Origin of the sequence: Streptomyces sp. NPDC048523 (assembly GCF_043199815.1) — a bacterium.
Classification (GTDB): Bacteria; Actinomycetota; Actinomycetes; order Streptomycetales; family Streptomycetaceae; genus Streptomyces.
The window spans coordinates 202,640-217,407 of the sequence record NZ_JBICWQ010000001.1 but is presented as its reverse complement, the minus strand read 5'-3'; the positions used below and the strand labels follow the sequence as shown (position 1 = coordinate 217,407).

Here is a 14,768-nt window from a genome sequence, read left to right as displayed (position 1 = left end):
CTCAGACGGCCGCCTCCAGGGGAGTCTGCTCCGGCAGGCGGAAGAGCTCGTTGAAGGTGCCGCGCGTGACGCGCTCGCGGATGTCGTCCGGCACGCCGTCGAACAGGTCGTGGAGCGTGGACTGGGTGTGGCCGTAGGTGCCTTCAAGGTGGGGGTAGTCGTCGCCCCACATCACGTTGCGGTAGCCGGTCGACTCGACGATCTCCACCGAGCTCTTGTCGTGCTGGAAGGACGCGTACACCTGCTGCCTGATGATCTCGCTGGGCAGCCGGCTCAGCTTCGGCCGGACGAACATGCCGTGCTGGCGGTAGGCCTCGTCCATCCGGTCGCCGATGGCCGGCACCCAGCCGGCGCCGCCCTCGGCGATGAGGATCCTCAGGTCCGGGTGGCGGTCCAGGGCACCGCCCGCGACCATGTGGGAGACCACCCGCATGCCCGGGTAGGTCGTCTCCATGTAGTTGACGACCGCGCCGCCGGGTCCGCGGAAGACGACGTTCTGGCCGCCCGTGCCGATATGGAAGGCGAGCACCAGACCGGCCCGCTCGACCGCCGTCCAGAGCGGCTCCCAGCGGTCGAGGGCGTACTCCTCGCCGTCCCGCGTGGAACACGGCAGGAAGACGGCCTTGAACCCCAGCTCCGCCGCCCGTTCCACCTCGGCGACCGCGTCGTCGATGTCGGCGGTCGAGAGACAGGCGGTGGTGATGACCCGCTTGTTCTTGCTGAGGATCTCCTCGTGGGCCCAGTCGTTCCAGGCCCGTACGGTCTCCCGGGCCAGCTCCCGGTCGGTGATCGACACCAGCCAGAACCCCATGGAGGGAAAGGCCAGTTGGGACCACACGCCCTCCTGGTCGAGGTCCTTGAGCCGGACGTTCAGGTCCCAGGCGCCCGGCGGGCGCATCGCGTCCATGAAGTCGCCGAGCTGGCGGTCGATGCGCTCGCCGTCGATGTAGAGCATCTCGTACTTCTCGCCGCGCTCACTGCGCGGCGCCCGCGCGCCCAGCCGCGCGGACAGCCGCTCGGTCCACACGTCGGCGGGTTCCATCACATGGGAGTCCCCGGAGTTGACCCAGATCTTCGTCATGACGCTCCTTCGGGTCAAGGCTGCAAGCTCAATGGATGTAATCAGTTAGCGATTTTAGTTGTATGGATGGCTGAAGGGAAGGCCGGGCCGGGAGAGATCAGCCCCGGCGCCGCTCGATCTCGTCCACCAACTGCGGCAGCACCGTGAAGAGGTCCCCGACCACGCCGTGGTCGGCGAGCTCGAAGATCGGTGCGTCGGCGTCCTTGTTGACGGCGACGATGGTCTTGGACGTCTGCATGCCCGCCCGGTGCTGGATCGCGCCGGAGATGCCGGCGGCGAGGTAGAGCTGCGGGGAGACCTGGGTGCCGGTCTGGCCGACCTGGTGGCTGTGCGGGTACCAGCCCGCGTCCACGGCCGCGCGGGACGCCCCGACGGCCGCACCGAGCGCGTCGGCGACCCGTTCGATGAGGGCGAAGTTCTCGGCGCCGTTCACCCCGCGACCGCCGGAGACCACGATGTCCGCCTCGGTCAGCTCGGGCCGGTCGCCGCGCTCCCGCGGTGTGCGGGACAGGACCCGGACGGCGGCGGAGGCGGGGCCGAAGGTGACGTCCTGCTTCTCGATGACGGGTTCGGCGGGTGCGGCCTCCGGGGCGGCGGCGTTCGGCTTGACCGTGATCACCGGCACGCCCTGGGTCACGTGCGCGGTGACCTGATGGGTCGCGGCGAACGCCGACTGCTCGGTGACCGGTCCGTCGGGCCCCGCGGTGACATCGACGGCGTCGGTGATGAGTCCGGACCCGAGCCGCAGCGCGACCCGCGCGGCGATCTCCTTGCCGTCCGGCCCGGACGGCACCAGGATCGCGGCCGGCCCGGTGCGCTCGGCGATCTGGGTGAGGGCGTCCACGGCCGGGGTGACGAGGTACTCGTCGACCTCGGGAGCGTCCACGACGTGGATCTTCCGGGCGCCGTACCGGCCGAGTATCTCGGTCGCGGTGTCCGCGCCCGGCCCCAGGAAGACGGCCGCGGGTTCGCCCAGGCGGCGGGCCAGGGTGAGCAGTTCGAGGGTCGGCTTGCGTACGGCACCGTCGACGTGGTCGACGAGGACGAGGATCTCGGCCACGGTGATGCAACTCCTTCAGGTCTTCGGGGTGGAACGCGGTCGGCTCGGGGCGGAACGCGGTCAGATGAACTTCTTGGTGGTGAGGAACGCGGCCAGTCCGATGCCGCCCGTCCCCTCGTCGGCGACGATCTCGCCCTTGGTGCGCGGCGGGCGCCGGGTCGCCGTGTCCACGGCCGACCGCGCCCCGGCCGGGCCGACCTCGGCGGCCTCGATGCCGAGGTCGGCGAGGTCGAGGGTCTCCACCGGCTTCTTCTTCGCGGCCATGATGCCCTTGAAGGAGGGGTAGCGGGCGTCCCCGGAGCGGTCGGTCACCGAGACGACGGCGGGCAGGGCGCCCTGTATCCGTACGGTCGCGCCCTCGCCCTCGCGGCGGCCGGTGACGGTACCGTCCTCGATCGCCAGGTCTTCGAGGTGGGTGACGGCCGGTACGCCGAGCCGCTCGGCAAGCAGCGCGGGCAGCACGCCCATGGTGCCGTCCGTCGAGGCCATCCCGCACAGGACGAGATCGAAGCCGTGCCGCTCGATCGCCTTGGCCAGCACCAGTGACGTGCCGAACGCGTCGCTGCCCTCGATGTCCTCGTCGCTGACATGGATCGCCGCGTCACCGCCCATGGCCAGGGCTTTGCGCAGGGCGTCGCGCGCATCGTCGGGCCCGACGGTGAGGTAGCTGATCTCGGCGTCGGAGTCCGACTCGGCCAGGCGCAGCGCCTGCTCGACGGCGTATTCGTCGAGTTCGGACAGCAACGAGTCGACCGACGCCCGGTCGGTGGTGCCGTCCTCGGTGAAGGTGCGGTCCGCCGTGGCGTCGGGGACGTGCTTCACGCAGACAACGATCTTCACGGCAGCCCTCCTGTGGTTCAATGAGTTCTAATAGTTAACTATATGGATCAGTGGAACGCGAGTCTCATGTTCAATCCGTCGAATTGGTTGACTGATTGCGCTGATAGCTGGAAGATCTGGGCACTGAGCCGCGAGGAGGCGCCATGGTCGGTGACAGGGACACCGCTGACAGGTACTTCGAGCCCCAGGTGGAGACCATGCCGCGCCAGGAACTGCGCGCACGGCAGGAAAAACAGCTCCTGGAGCTCGTGGAGTACGCCTACGCCAACTCGGCCTTCTACCGGGAGCTGTGGGACGAGCACGGGGTCAACCCGCGGGACATCCAGTCCCTGGAGGACTTCCGGGCGCGCATCCCCTTCATCACCAAGGACATGATCCGCGCCTACCGCAGCCGCACCGGCGACGCCTTCGCCGGCCTGCTCTGCGTCCCGGTCCAGGAGCTGACCTCGGTCTCCTCTAGTTCCGGAACCACCGGCGACCCGGAGTTCTTCGCCGAGATCTGGCAGGACGCCCCGCCCCTGGTGACCGCGCAGGTGCGGGACCTGTGGGAGCTGGGCCTGAGGCCCGGTGACCGGGTGCTGAGCCCGCCCGGCACCTTCCGCAACTTCATGGACGCCGGCTTCCAGGCGCTGGGCGCGGTGGTCATCGAGGTGGACACCTGGATGGGCAACATGCCCGAGGTCGTCGAGGCCCTGCGCACCTACCGTCCCGCCTATCTGCAGATGATGTATCCGCAGATGGTGGAGCTGGAGCACCTGGCCGAGAAGACCGACCTGAGGGAGGCGTTCTCCTCCCTCAAGGGCGCCTCGTGCGCCGGCCAGCCCCTCAGCCGGAAGATGAAGGAGCGGATCCGCGACGACTGGGGCATCGACGTCTACGAGTACACCAGCGCCGCCGACACCGGCACCGCATGGGAGTGCCGCGAGCACGACGGTTTCCATCTCTGGGAGGACACCGTCTTCGCCGAGTGCGTCGAGGTCGACGAGCACGGGTGGCGCGACGTCCCCGAGAGCGACCTGGGCGAACTGGTCGCCACCGACCTGGACAACCGGGCCGCGCCGCTGATCCGTTACCGCAGCGAGGACCTCGTCCGCCTCTCCCGCGACACCTGCGGCTGCGGCCGCACCCACGCCCGTATGTGGGTGGCCGGGCGGCGCGGCGACGAGACGGTGGTCCAGGGACGCTCCGTCGTCCTGCGGGACGTCTGGCAGGCGGTGGAGGACCAGCCGGAGACCGTCGCGGGGGTCTTCCAGATCGTCCGGGACCGGCGCGAGGTCGACGAACTGCGGCTGCGCGTCGGCTACGACCCCCATCTCACCGGCGACGTCGACGCCCTGGCCGGACGCCTGAGCGAGGCCGTGCGCGAGCGGACCGGAGTCAAGCCGGTGCTCGACATGCGCACCGAGGAGGACCTGTTGAAGACCATGACCAGCGTCGCCAAGTTCCCCCGGGTGGTGAAGACCTGATGGCCCGCGCCGACACCCTGGCCCGGGCCAGGACGCTCGACCGCCCCGAACTCGCCTACCTCATGCGCTTCCCGACCGCCGACGGCGTCCGGGACCTGGAACTGACCTGGGCGGAACTCGCCCGCGACACCGAGTGGGTCACCGCTCGGCTGCGGGAGCACGGTCTCGCCGCCGGGCAGCGGGCTCTGCTGACCGCCTCCGGCTTCGAGGGCTTCTGGGGACGCGCGGTGATCGGCGCCCTGCGCACGCTGAAGGTGCCGTACGGCATCGCCGAGGCGATGGGCTGGGACCACCGCCGCACCGCGGTCTTCCACCGCGAACTGACCCCGCACGCGGTGATCGGCCTGTCGGCGGAAACGCTGGGAGGGCTCGCCGGCGCAACCGACATCGGCGAGATGTTCCGGGCCACGCCCGTCGTGCTGGCCCGGCCCGCCGCGATACCCGTCCTGCGCGCAGTGGGGGTGACCGCCTCCGTGATCTCGGCGGTGGGACCGGCTCTCGCCCTGGAGTGCCCCGAGCGCAGCGGCGCACATGTCAACGCCGCCGAATGGCGGTTCGGCGAGCGGGACGGACAGCTGACCGTGGCGGCGGGGGAGGGGCGCACCTCGCCTCTGCCCGAGACACCGCTCGGCATCACCGGACGCGTCGTCGCGGGCCGGTGCGGCTGCGGCAGCGACGACCCGCGAGTCCTGCTCGCCGAGGCCAACTGACCTTTCCGATGGAGGAATTGAGCATGTCTGAAGGAGTGGTCGAAGGCCGGATCGCGGTCGTCACCGGCGCCGGCAACGGGATCGGCCGGGCGCACGCCCTGGCGTTCGCCGCGCACGGGGCGAAGGTCGTCGTCAACGACCTGGGCGGCGGACGGGACGGCGGGGGCGCCTCCGCCGGGCCCGCCCAGAGCGTGGTCGACGAGATCGTCGCGGCCGGCGGCGAGGCGGTGGCCAACACGGACGACATCTCCACCTGGGAGGGCGCCGGCCGGCTCGTCCAGCAGGCGGTGGACACCTACGGCGGTCTGGACGTACTGGTCAACAACGCCGGCATCCTGCGCGACCGGATGATCGTGTCGATGACCGAGCGGGACTGGGACAGTGTGATCGCCGTCCACCTCAAGGGCAGCTTCGCCACCCTGCACCACGCGGCCGCGTACTGGCGCGAGCGCGCCAAGTCCGGTCACGGCAACGACGCCCGGGTGATCAACACGACCTCCCCGTCCGGCATCTTCGGCAACCCCGGCCAGTCCAACTACGGCTCCGCGAAGGCCGGTCTCGCCAGCCTCACCCTCATCGCCGCCGCCGAACTCGCCCGCTACGGCGTCACGGTGAACGCCATCGCGCCCACCGCGCTGACCCGGCTGACCGAGGACATCGAGATGATGAAACAGGCCGCCGAAAGTCAGGACCTGACTCCCGAGGCCATCTCGCCGCTGGTGGTGTGGCTGGGCTCGGCTGCCTCCCGCGAGGTCACCGGTCGGGTGTTCGGCGTCGTCGGCAACCGGATCACCGTTCTGGAGGGCTGGGTCAACGGCCCCGCCGCGAGCGCCGACACCCGCTGGACGCCGGAGGAGCTGTCCTCCGTCGTCCCGAACCTGGTGGCCAAGGCGGCTCCGAACGCCGACGTCCTGGGCAACCGGAACGGGGCCTGAGATGACGACGACACAACGCCCGGTCGCCGAGGGCCTGTTCACCTGGCCGCCCGCCGCAGCGCCCCTCCGGTTGATCGGTTCCGAGTGCCGGGTGTGCGGTCTGGTGAGTTTCCCGTCGGCCGTGACCTGCGTCCGGTGCGCGAGCGACGAGTCGAAGGAACGGCTCCTGGCGGACCGCGGCACGCTGTGGACGTACACGACCCAGGACTTCCGCCCGCCGTCCCCGCCGTACGACGGCCCCGAAGCCTTCGAGCCGTATGCGGTCGGGTACATCGAGCTCCCCGGCGAGCTGCTGATCGAGGCGCGACTGACCGAACCCGACCCGGACAAGCTGCGGATCGGGCAGACCATGCGGCTGACGCTCGTGCCCTACACCGTGCAGGACGACGGCACCGAGGTCGTCACCTTCGCGTTCGCCCCGGTCGAAGAGTCCACCCATGCCGAACAGGAGGCGTCATGACCGAGGCCGTCATCATCGGGGTGGGGCTGCACCCCTTCGGCCGGTTCCCCGGCAAGCCCGCGCTGGACATGGGCGCCGACGCGGTACGGCTGGCGCTCACCGACGCGGGCGTCAACTGGCCGCAGATCCAGGGCGGTTACATCGGCAGCTACGAGGTCGCCAACCCGGACGCGATCGTCGGCCGGCTCGGCCTGACCGGCGTACCCCTGCGCGGTGTCTTCAACGGCTGCGCGACGGCCGGTACGGCGGTGGCGCTGGCCGTCCGCGCGATCGAGACCGGTGAACACGACCTGACGATCGCGATCGGCCTGGACAAGCACCCGCGCGGCGCGTTCGCCGCCGACCCGTCCGTGGCCGGCATCCCCTCCTGGTACGGACAGACCGGGCTCTTCCTCACCACCCACTTCTTCGGCATGAAGATCAACCGCTACATGCACGAGCACGGCATCTCCCACGAGACGCTCGCCCGCGTGGCCTCGAAGAACTTCCGCAACGCGGCCGGCAACGAGAAGGCCTGGCGGCGGACGCCCCTGTCGCCTGAGGAGATCCTCGCCTCCCCGGTCCTCAACTACCCCCTGCGCCAGTTCATGTACTGCGGCCCGAACGAGGGCGCCGCGGCGATCGTGATGTGCCGGGCCGACCAGGCCCACAAGTACACGGGGAAGCCGGTACGGGTCCGCTCCACCGCCCTGCGCAGCCGCAGGCTCGGCGCGTTCGAGGTGCAGAGCCCGTCCTTCCCGGTCGGAGAGCCGGTGGACAGCCCGAGCGTGGACGCCTCCCGGGCGGCGTACGAAAGCGCGGGCATCGGCCCCGAGGACGTCGACGTCGCCCAGCTCCAGGACACCGACGCCGGGTCGGAGATCATCCACATGGCCGAGAACGGCCTCTGCAAGGACGGCGAGCAGGAACGCCTCATCACCGAGGGCGCCACCGAGATCGGCGGCCGGCTCCCGGTCAACACCGACGGCGGACTCCTCGGCAACGGCGAGCCGATCGGCGCGTCCGGACTGCGCCAGATCCACGAGATCGTCCTCCAGCTGCGCGGTGCCGCGGGCCCCCGCCAGATCCCCGGCACACCGCGCGTCGGCTACACCCACCTGTACGGCGCGCCCGGCGCGTCGGCGGTGACGATCCTCTCGACCTGAACCTCTCCCTCTGAACCTCTCCCCGACCGCGGAGCGAACGCGATGGAATCCGACGACATGCAGGACTTCGCCGCCGAGGCACGCCGCTTCCTCGACGCGCACGTGGCGAAGGCCCCCGACCGCACCGCCGTCACCTGGGGCGAGGGCGACGACTCGATGGCGTACTTCAGCAGCCTCCCGCCCGACGAGGAACGGGAGTTCGTGCAGTGCGCCCGGGAGTGGCAGCGGATCCGCTACGAGAACGGCTTCGGCTGGATCACCGGACCGGAGGAGTACGGCGGCCGGGGCCTGACCCCCGTCCACGACCTGCTCTACGACGCCGTCGAGTCGGAGTACGACGTCGCCGACACCGGGGTGCTCAGTGTGATCGGCCTGGGCATGATCGGGCCGACGATCCTGGCTCACGCCCAGCCCCACATCAAGGACCGCTGGCTGCCGGCGATGTACCGCGGGGACGCCATCGCCTGCCAGCTGTTCAGCGAGCCCGGCGCGGGATCCGACCTGGCGAGCGTGACGACGCGGGCCGTCCGCGAGGGCGACGACTGGGTGCTGAACGGGCAGAAGGTGTGGACGTCGGTCGCCCAGCACAGCCAGATCGGCCTTGCCCTGACCCGCACGAACCCGGACGCCCGCAAGCACCGCGGCATCACAGCATTCCTCGTCCCCATGGACGCCCCCGGCGTCGAGGTACGGCCGCTGCGGCAGATGACCGGCGGCGCCGACTTCAACGAGGTCTTCCTCACCGACGTGCGCGTCCCCGACGACCACCGCCTCGGCGAGATCGACGGCGGCTGGGCGGTCGCCCTGACCACCCTGATGAACGAGCGCGCGACCGTCGGCAGCGAAGGGGTCGGACCGGTGGCCGCCGCCCTGTCCCCGGACCACCTCTCGGCGCTCATGCGGGCCACCTGGACGTGGGACGACCGCGCCCTGCGCGCCCGCCTCGCGGAACTCCTGGTGGACGTCCTGGCCACCGAGCACCTCAACGCCCGCGCCCTGCGCAAGCTGCGCGCCGGAGTCGCGCCGGGCCCCGAGATGTCCGTCTCGAAGCTGATGTACGGCCAGAACCTGACCCGGGCGGCGCACTTCGTCTCCGACGTGCTCGGCCCCCGGATCATCGCCGACACCGGCCAGTGGGGCACCTACGCCTGGACCGAACTGCTCCTGGCCACACCGGCGTTGCGCATCCTCGGCGGCACCGAGGAGATCATGAAGAACATTCTCGCGGAACGCGTCCTCGGCCTGCCCAAGGAACCGGTGACCACCGCTGCCAAGGAGGTGCGGCCGTGACCGCCGACGAGAGCGAATTGCGCGAACTGCGGGCAGCCGTACGTGAATTCCTGGAGGCCAAGTCGCCCGAGGAGGCCGTACGCAAGCTCATGGAGAGCGAACCGCGCTTCGACCCGGCGGTGTGGTCCCAGGCGGCCGACCAACTGCGCCTGCCCGGCCTGGCCATCCCCGAGGAGTACGGCGGCGACGGCTTCGGCCTCGTCGAACTCGGCGTCGTCCTGGAGGAGATGGGCCGCGCGCTGTTCTGCGCCCCCTTCTTCGCCACCGTCCTCCTGGCGGCCCAGGCCCTGCTGGCCTCGGGGGACGGGGACGCCTGCGCGCGCCTTCTCCCCGGCATCGCGGCCGGGCGCACCACGGCCACCCTCGCCGTCGCCGAGGACCACGGCTCCTGGGACCCCGCCATGGTCTCGGCGCGCGCCGTACCGGACGGCGACGGCGGCTGGACGGTACGCGGCCGCAAGTGCTTCGTCATCGACGGTACGACGGCCGACCTGATCCTCGTGATCGCCCGTACCGTCGCCGGCCCCACCCTCTTCGCCGTGGACCGGGACGCCCCCGGCCTCGCGGCGGAACCGATGCAGACGCTGGACGCCACCCGGGCCATGGCCCGGATGACGTTCGACGCCGTCCCCGCGACGCTCGTCGGAACGCAGGGGGCCGGCGGACGCATCATGGCCAAGGTCCTCGACATCGCCTCCGTGGGGCTCGCCGCCGAGCAGGCGGGCGGGGCGCGCTGGTGCCTGGAGACGAGCGCGGACTACGCCCGCGTACGTCATCAGTTCGGCCGGCCGATCGGCTCGTTCCAGGCGGTCAAGCACAAGTGCGCGGACATGCTCGTCCAGGTGGAACTGGCCGAAGCCGCCAGTCGCGAGGCGGCCCGGCTGGCCGACGAGGGGTCCCCGGACTTCCCGGTCGCCGCGGCCGTGGCCCACGCCTGCTGCTCACGGGCGTACATGTCCGCCGCCATGGAGAACATCCAGGTCCACGGCGGCATCGGCTTCACCTGGGAGCACCCGGCCCACCTGTACTTCCGCCGGGCCAAGTCCTCACAGCTGCTGTTCGGCGGCCCGGCGGTGTACCACGAGCGGCTGCTGGACCGGCTCGGGATCTGACAGACGTCATATAGGTGGAGGCCCCCGGGATATCCCGGGGGCCTCCACCTATATGACCCTCAGCCGCGCGCCGCCTCGCCCAGCAGTGCCTTCGCGATGATGACCTGCTGGACCTGGCTGGTGCCCTCGTAGATGCGGAACAGCCGGGCGTCGCGGTAGAAGCGTTCGACGGCGACCCCGCGCATATAGCCGGCGCCGCCATGGATCTGCACGGCGCGGTCCGCGACCCGCCACACCATCTCGCTGGCGAAATACTTCGTGCAGGACGGGCCGATCTTGGTGTCCGTGCCGGCGTCGAAGCCGCGGGCGGCCTCCAGGACGGTGGCGCGTCCGGCGTAGTAGTCGGTCTGCGAGTCGGCGATCAGACCCTGGACGAGCTGGAAGGAGCCGATGAGCTTCCCGGACTGCTTGCGGGTGCTCGCGTAGGCGACCGACTCGTCGACCAGGCGCTCGGCCATGCCGACCATCAGCGCGGAGATGTGCACCCGTCCGTGGGCGATGCAGCCCATCGCGGTGGAGAAGCCCCGGTTGAGGCCGTCCTCGCCACCGACAAGGGCGGATGCGGGGATCCGGACGTCGTCGAAGAACACATCCGCGGTCCAGGCGCCGAACTGGCCCATCTTGTGGTCCTTGGGAGCCACGGTGAGCCCCGGTGTACCGGCCGGGACCAGGAAGGTGGAGATGCCGCGGGTGCGCGGGGCGTCCGGGTCGGTCCGGGCGAAGACCATGAAGACGTCGGCGAGGGGGGCGTTGGTGATGTACCGCTTGGCGCCGTTGATCACCCACTCGTCGCCGTCCAGATGCGCCTTCGTGGTGAGCGTCGAGGGATCGGAACCCGCGTCGGGCTCGGTGAGCGCGAACGACGCCAGCACGTCACCCGAGGCGATCCTCGGCAGCCAGTGCGCCTTCTGCTCCTCCGTGCCGCCGACCATGAGGACATGACCCGCGATGCCGTTGTTCGTGCCGAACATCGAGCGCAGGGACGGGGTCGTGTAGCCCAGCTCGAACATCAGCTGGGCCTCCTCGTACATCGACAGCCCCAGCCCGCCGTACTCCTCGGGCAGCGCGAAGCCGAACAAGCCCATCTTCTTGGCCGCCTCACGGATGTCCGCGGGCATCTCGTCCTTCTCGTCGATCTCCGCCTCGAGCGGCACGACGCGGTCCCGGACGAAACGCCGGACCTCGGACAGCACCGCGCTGAAGTCAGCCGCGTCCATGTCGACTCTCCCTTGTTGCCCTCATCGGTCTCACATCTGTCTCATTGATCTGTCTCGTCGGGCTTCTTCTCGGGCCGGTAGCACAGCACCAGCAGCGCCGCCGCGCTCACCGTGCCGACGCCGGCCGCCAGCAACGCGTGCCCGGCGCCCGCGCGTTGGCGGCGCAGCAGGCCGTCGAGCGAGTAGCGGCCGTTGCCCAGCGCGGCCAGTGCGACGGCCGCGCCGCCCACGACACCGGCGTACTCCCAGCCGCCCTTGAAGACGAAGAAGCCCTTGCCGCGGTGGTCGGTCCGCGCGGCCACGGTCATCAGTCCGACGGCCGCCGCCGCGGGGAGCGGGTTGGCCGCGCCGAGCGCGATCCCGACGCCCGCGGCCATCTCGGTGCCCGCCGCCATCCGGGCGTGCACCTCGGCCGGCTTGAGGCCGAGCGCCTCGAACCAGCCCGTGGTGCCCTTGAGTCCGCCCGGTCCGGCGACCTTGTTCCAGCCGTGCGCGAAGAGCATGGGGCCGAGGGTCGCGCGCAGCACGAGGGCGGCGGCGTCGTGGCCCTTCACTGGCCGGCTCCCGTCGCCCGGCCGGCGGGGAGAGCCCCGTACAACTGCGGTACGGCATCGACGAGTTCGTTGTAGGTGAGGGCCTGCCCCGACTGGCTCGGGTGGACTGCGGCGACCGTCCAGCCCTGCAGCCGGTTCAGCCGGTTGCCCTCGATGCGCAGGACCTGGCCGGTCAGCCAGGCCGCGCTGTCGGAGGCCAGGTAGACGACGACCCCGGAGGCGTTGGCGGGATCGCGGGGGTCGAAGCCCTCGGTGGCCTGGAGGGACTCGCCGACGGCCAGCCCGTCCGTCATCCGGGTGGCCGCGATCGGCGAGATGGCGTTCGCGGTGACGCCGTAGCGGCGCATCTCCAGGGCGGTCAGGACGGTGAGCCCGGCGATCCCGGCCTTGGCCGCCCCGTAGTTGGACTGGCCCTGGTTGCCGAACAGGCCGGTCCCGGACGTCGTGTTGATCACGCGGCCGGAGACCGGTTCGCCCCGCTTCGACGCCTCACGCCAGTACGCGCACGCGTGCCGGGTGAGCGCGAAGGTGCCCTTGAGATGGACGGCGATGACGGAGTCGAACTCCGCCTCGGTCATCGAGAACAACATCCGGTCGCGCACGATGCCCGCGTTGTTCACCACGATGTCGAGGCGCCCGAACTCGGCGACGGTGTCGGCGACCATGGTCTCGGTCGCCGCCCAGTCGGTCACCGAGGAGTGGTTGGCGATCGCCCGGCCGCCGAGCTTGGTGATCTCGGCGACGACCTCGTCGGCGGGGGAGTCGCCGGTCTGCTCGCCGTGTATGCCCGAGCCGAGGTCGTTCACCACCACGGTCGCGCCGGCCTCGGCGAGCGCCAGACAGTGCGCCCGGCCGAGGCCTCTGCCGCCGCCGGTCACGATGGCGACCTTGTCGTCGAGGATGCCCACGCCGTACCTCCAGAGATGTGAGTTCAGTTGAGTTCGCGGAGCACTTCGTCGGTGTGCTCGCCGAGTGTCGGCGCGCCGCCGCGCGGTTTCTCGTCGACGCCCCAGAAGGCGACCGGAGTCGCCACCGTGCGCAGTGGCGGCGCGTCACCCATACCGGGCTGTTCGACGAACGCCCCGACCGCCTCCGCCTGCGGATCGGCCGCCACCTCCGCCAGGGTCTGCACGGGCGCCCACCACACGCCCTCGTCGTCGAAGCGCTCGGCCCACTCCTCAAGCGGCCGCTTCGCGAACTCCTCGTCGAACGCGGCGATCAGCTCGCGTACGTGCCCGCGCCGGGCCTTGCCGGTGGCGAACCGCTCGTCCGTCGCCAGGTCCTCGCGGCCGAGTGCCTTGACGACGCCGGGCCAGTGCCGGTTGCCCTCCAGGCCGACCAGCCAGAACCAGCGGTCGTCGGCGGCCCGGTAGGAGTTGTAGAGCGGGGATTCGTGCTCGGTGCGGTGGCGGGTACGGCCGCGCTTGCCGAAGAAGTTCTGCAGCGCGAGGTCGTTGCCGTTGGCGTACGTGCCGGACCGCAGCAGGGATACATCCACCACGCCGCCCTCGCCGGTGCGTTCGCGGCGCAGCAGCGCGGCCAGTACCCCGGCGACCAGGTTGGCCGCGGCCGTACGGTCCCCGAGGCCGGGCCGGATGCCGGGCGGCGGCTCCCCGGCCGGATTGAGCATGGCGGCGATGCCGGGCCGGGCCCAGAACGCCGAGACGTCGTACCCGGCGCGGTCGCGCTCGGCGCCCGTCCAGCCGTAGCCCGTCAACGTGCCGACAACCAGCTGATGATGACGTTCCCTCAGGTCGTCCGGCGCCAGGCCCAGCCTCTCCAGGGCGCCCGGGCGGAGGTTGGTGACGAACACGTCGGCGCGTTCCAGCAGCCGCTCCAGTACGTCCTTGCCCTGCTGTGAGCGCAGATCGAGGACGATCCCGCGCTTGCCGCGGTTGTCGGTCTCGAACGGGGGAGCGCTGTCGATGTCCTGCCCGACGTGCTTGAGCGTGTACCGGTTGGGGTCGCCGGTCGGCGCCTCCACCTTCACCACGTCCGCCCCCCAGTCGGCGAGCATGGTGGCCGCGGCCGGTGCCGCCACCCACATGCCCAGCTCGACCACGGAATAGCCCTCAAGTGGCCGCACGGGCCCACCTCCAGATCATCGGGCGCTTGTACGCCTGCTACACGCCGCGGAAGTCGCCCGGTCGGCGTTCCCGGAAGGCCTTGAGTCCCTCGGCCCGGTCCTCGGTGCAGAACAGCACCGCGACGGTCTCGCGCTCGTACGCGATCGCCGCTTCCAGGTCCATGCCGAGCCCGTAGTCGACGAGCCGTTTGCCCGCCGCGAGCGCGAGCGGGGCCCCGGCGGACAGCTTCGCGGCCAGGGCTTCGGCCGTCTTGAGCGCACCGCCCGGCTCGGCGAGTTCGTTGACGAGCCCGAGCGCGTGAGCCCGCTCCGCGTCGATCGGCTCGCCGGTGAGGATCATCTGCTTCGCGATCGCCGACGGCAGGAGGCGGGGCAACCGCTGCGTGCCGCCCGCGCCCGGCAGCACGCCGAGCTTCATCTCGGGCAGGCCCAGCCGGGTGCCGCGCTCGGCCACCCGCAGGTCGCAGGCGAGGGCCAGCTCCAGGCCGCCGCCGAAGGCGAAGCCGTGGACGGCCGCGACCGACGGTTTGGGGAAGTCCTCCAGGAGCGCGAACGCCTCGGTCAGATGCCCCACGAAGGCACGGAACTGCCCGGCTGTCGTGAACGACTCGATCTCACCGAGGTCGGCACCGGCCGAGAAGGCCCGTCCCGCACCGGTGAGGACCAGGGCGCGTACGTCGTCGTTGTCGCGGACGTCGGCGAGGATCTGTTTCAGCTGGTCAGCGGTCTCGGAGCCGATGGCGTTGAGCTGCCCCGGCCGGTCGAGGGTCAACACGGCGATCCGGTCCCGGAGTTCGACACGCAGCACGGTG

Annotated in this window: 15 protein-coding genes; 7 read left to right on the top strand and 8 right to left on the bottom strand. The window is 71.0% G+C overall.

The window, feature by feature from the left end; all coding sequences use genetic code 11:
- Position 1: 1 nt before the first annotated feature.
- The 3 genes from ACGFWE_RS00960 to ACGFWE_RS00950 all read right to left on the bottom strand — a co-directional run bounded on the left by ACGFWE_RS00960 (position 2) and on the right by ACGFWE_RS00950 (position 2,963).
- Positions 2-1,081 carry an amidohydrolase family protein gene (locus tag ACGFWE_RS00960; RefSeq protein ID WP_352385460.1) on the bottom strand — a complete coding sequence of 360 codons (1,080 nt, stop codon included), beginning with the start codon at positions 1,079-1,081 and terminating at the stop codon, positions 2-4.
- Between the two features lie 97 nt (positions 1,082-1,178).
- Entirely contained in the window at positions 1,179-2,141 is a 963-nt protein-coding gene (locus ACGFWE_RS00955; RefSeq protein ID WP_352385462.1) for an electron transfer flavoprotein subunit alpha/FixB family protein, read from the bottom strand.
- 60 nt (positions 2,142-2,201) lie between these two features.
- Positions 2,202-2,963 (bottom strand): electron transfer flavoprotein subunit beta/FixA family protein, encoded by a 762-nt coding sequence (locus tag ACGFWE_RS00950; protein ID WP_352385802.1) that lies wholly within the window; start codon positions 2,961-2,963, stop codon positions 2,202-2,204.
- A gap of 161 nt (positions 2,964-3,124) precedes the next feature.
- Between ACGFWE_RS00950 and ACGFWE_RS00945 the strand changes: the two genes are divergently transcribed.
- Genes ACGFWE_RS00945 through ACGFWE_RS00915 form a run of 7 tightly spaced genes read left to right on the top strand, consistent with a single transcriptional unit; the run spans position 3,125 to position 10,099 of the window.
- Positions 3,125-4,447 (top strand): phenylacetate--CoA ligase family protein, encoded by a 1,323-nt coding sequence (locus tag ACGFWE_RS00945; RefSeq protein ID WP_393596928.1) that lies wholly within the window; start codon positions 3,125-3,127, stop codon positions 4,445-4,447.
- Positions 4,447-5,157 carry a hypothetical protein gene (locus tag ACGFWE_RS00940; RefSeq protein ID WP_352385466.1) on the top strand — a complete coding sequence of 237 codons (711 nt, stop codon included), beginning with the start codon at positions 4,447-4,449 and terminating at the stop codon, positions 5,155-5,157. Before ACGFWE_RS00945 ends, ACGFWE_RS00940 begins: the two co-directional genes overlap by 1 nt.
- A 23-nt stretch (positions 5,158-5,180) precedes the next feature.
- On the top strand, positions 5,181-6,092 hold the full coding sequence (locus ACGFWE_RS00935; RefSeq protein WP_352385468.1) for an SDR family oxidoreductase: 912 nt from the start codon (positions 5,181-5,183) through the stop codon (positions 6,090-6,092).
- Between the two features lies 1 nt (position 6,093).
- Positions 6,094-6,552 carry a Zn-ribbon domain-containing OB-fold protein gene (locus ACGFWE_RS00930; protein ID WP_393596925.1) on the top strand — a complete coding sequence of 153 codons (459 nt, stop codon included), beginning with the start codon at positions 6,094-6,096 and terminating at the stop codon, positions 6,550-6,552.
- Positions 6,549-7,697 (top strand): thiolase family protein, encoded by a 1,149-nt coding sequence (locus ACGFWE_RS00925; protein ID WP_393596924.1) that lies wholly within the window; start codon positions 6,549-6,551, stop codon positions 7,695-7,697. Before ACGFWE_RS00930 ends, ACGFWE_RS00925 begins: the two co-directional genes overlap by 4 nt.
- Positions 7,698-7,739: 42 nt before the next feature.
- The gene (locus ACGFWE_RS00920; protein WP_393596922.1) at positions 7,740-8,987 is read left to right on the top strand and encodes an acyl-CoA dehydrogenase family protein; all 1,248 of its coding nucleotides are present in this window, start codon (positions 7,740-7,742) and stop codon (positions 8,985-8,987) included.
- Positions 8,984-10,099, top strand: a complete 1,116-nt coding sequence (locus tag ACGFWE_RS00915; RefSeq protein WP_352385476.1) for an acyl-CoA dehydrogenase family protein — start codon at positions 8,984-8,986, stop codon at positions 10,097-10,099. Before ACGFWE_RS00920 ends, ACGFWE_RS00915 begins: the two co-directional genes overlap by 4 nt.
- A gap of 59 nt (positions 10,100-10,158) precedes the next feature.
- Here ACGFWE_RS00915 and ACGFWE_RS00910 read toward each other — a convergent pair whose 3' ends face one another.
- Genes ACGFWE_RS00910 through ACGFWE_RS00890 form a run of 5 tightly spaced genes read right to left on the bottom strand, consistent with a single transcriptional unit; the run spans position 10,159 to position 14,764 of the window.
- Positions 10,159-11,316 (bottom strand): acyl-CoA dehydrogenase family protein, encoded by a 1,158-nt coding sequence (locus tag ACGFWE_RS00910; RefSeq protein WP_352385478.1) that lies wholly within the window; start codon positions 11,314-11,316, stop codon positions 10,159-10,161.
- Between the two features lie 41 nt (positions 11,317-11,357).
- Positions 11,358-11,870, bottom strand: a complete 513-nt coding sequence (locus tag ACGFWE_RS00905; protein WP_393596919.1) for a DoxX family protein — start codon at positions 11,868-11,870, stop codon at positions 11,358-11,360.
- A complete protein-coding gene (locus ACGFWE_RS00900) occupies positions 11,867-12,778 on the bottom strand; it encodes an SDR family NAD(P)-dependent oxidoreductase (protein ID WP_352385481.1) in 912 nt (303 codons plus the stop codon). Before ACGFWE_RS00900 ends, ACGFWE_RS00905 begins: the two co-directional genes overlap by 4 nt.
- A 23-nt stretch (positions 12,779-12,801) precedes the next feature.
- Positions 12,802-13,956: a CaiB/BaiF CoA transferase family protein gene (locus ACGFWE_RS00895; protein ID WP_393596917.1), complete on the bottom strand. Its 1,155-nt coding sequence runs from the start codon at positions 13,954-13,956 to the stop codon at positions 12,802-12,804.
- A 37-nt stretch (positions 13,957-13,993) separates the two neighbouring features.
- Entirely contained in the window at positions 13,994-14,764 is a 771-nt protein-coding gene (locus tag ACGFWE_RS00890; protein WP_393596915.1) for an enoyl-CoA hydratase/isomerase family protein, read from the bottom strand.
- Positions 14,765-14,768: the final 4 nt, after the last annotated feature.

Excerpts from the sequence above, each read along its gene's own strand:
- ACGFWE_RS00960 (WP_352385460.1), bottom strand. The coding sequence starts at position 1,081 with ATGACGAAGATCTGGGTCAACTCCGGGGACTCCCATGTGATGGAACCC.
- ACGFWE_RS00945 (WP_393596928.1), top strand. The coding sequence starts at position 3,125 with ATGGTCGGTGACAGGGACACCGCTGACAGGTACTTCGAGCCCCAGGTG.
- ACGFWE_RS00940 (WP_352385466.1), top strand. The coding sequence starts at position 4,447 with ATGGCCCGCGCCGACACCCTGGCCCGGGCCAGGACGCTCGACCGCCCC.
- ACGFWE_RS00935 (WP_352385468.1), top strand. The coding sequence starts at position 5,181 with ATGTCTGAAGGAGTGGTCGAAGGCCGGATCGCGGTCGTCACCGGCGCC.
- ACGFWE_RS00930 (WP_393596925.1), top strand. The coding sequence starts at position 6,094 with ATGACGACGACACAACGCCCGGTCGCCGAGGGCCTGTTCACCTGGCCG.
- ACGFWE_RS00925 (WP_393596924.1), top strand. The coding sequence starts at position 6,549 with ATGACCGAGGCCGTCATCATCGGGGTGGGGCTGCACCCCTTCGGCCGG.
- ACGFWE_RS00920 (WP_393596922.1), top strand. The coding sequence starts at position 7,740 with ATGGAATCCGACGACATGCAGGACTTCGCCGCCGAGGCACGCCGCTTC.
- ACGFWE_RS00910 (WP_352385478.1), bottom strand. The coding sequence starts at position 11,316 with ATGGACGCGGCTGACTTCAGCGCGGTGCTGTCCGAGGTCCGGCGTTTC.